The organism is Alcanivorax sp. HI0044, assembly GCF_001634945.1.
The window spans coordinates 1-830 of the sequence record NZ_LWEZ01000118.1 but is presented as its reverse complement, the minus strand read 5'-3'; the positions used below and the strand labels follow the sequence as shown (position 1 = coordinate 830).

The 830-nt window shown below is 59.5% G+C and carries 2 protein-coding genes; one reads left to right on the top strand and one right to left on the bottom strand.

Features of this window, described 5'->3' with window-relative positions:
- Positions 1–228, bottom strand: a 228-nt coding sequence (locus A3730_RS01475; protein ID WP_156500768.1) for a LysR family transcriptional regulator, incomplete at its 3' end; no start/stop codon positions are given.
- Positions 229–403: 175 nt separating this feature from the next.
- Here A3730_RS01475 and A3730_RS01470 point away from each other — a divergent pair.
- A partial coding sequence (locus A3730_RS01470) for an alcohol dehydrogenase catalytic domain-containing protein (protein ID WP_156500766.1) occupies positions 404–830 on the top strand: 427 nt, incomplete at its 3' end.

Below are 830 nucleotides of genomic sequence, written 5' to 3'. Positions count from 1 at the left end.
AAACCCATCGAACAACTGACAACAGTGCTCGAAGTAAACCGCGCCGGCATCCGTCAGCGTAAGCCGCCGGGTGGTGCGGTACAGCAACTGCGTACCCAGCTGGGTTTCCAGCCGCGCCACCAGCCGGCTCACATGGGAGCTGGATACCCCCAGGCCCCGGGCGGCGCGCGCAAAGGAGCCCAGGCGCACCACTTCCACGAAGGCCTCAATTCGGTCCCAATGCTGCATTGTTGCTCCTGAACAATAATCTATTGCCGAATTGTGCCTTATAGCCTGATTCGTGTCTGCGTATAGTGAATCCAGCTATCCGTGGTCCGGTAGACTGGTCAAGCGACGGACATAACATCAACCCGTCTGCGCCGAGTCTGGCCACCACCCAAATGCCATTATTGTTGGAGTCATCATGAAATCACGCGCCGCTGTGGCCTGGGAAGCAGGCAAACCTCTGGTTATTGAAGAAGTCGACGTGGCCGGTCCCAAGGCCGGTGAAGTGCTGGTACAGATCGTCGCCACCGGCGTCTGCCACACGGACGCCTACACCTTGTCCGGGAAAGATCCAGAAGGCCTGTTCCCTTCCATTTTCGGCCATGAAGGCGCCGGCATCGTGCAGGAAGTGGGTGAAGGCGTCACCAGCCTGAAACCCGGCGATCACGTGATTCCGCTCTATACCGCCGAGTGCCGCCAGTGCAAATTCTGCCTCAGCGGCAAGACCAATCTTTGCCAGGCGGTCCGCGCCACCCAGGGCCAGGGCCTGATGCCCGACAGCACCAGCCGCTTTTCCCTGAACGGTAAACTGCTGCATCACTATATGGGCACCAGCACCTTCTCCG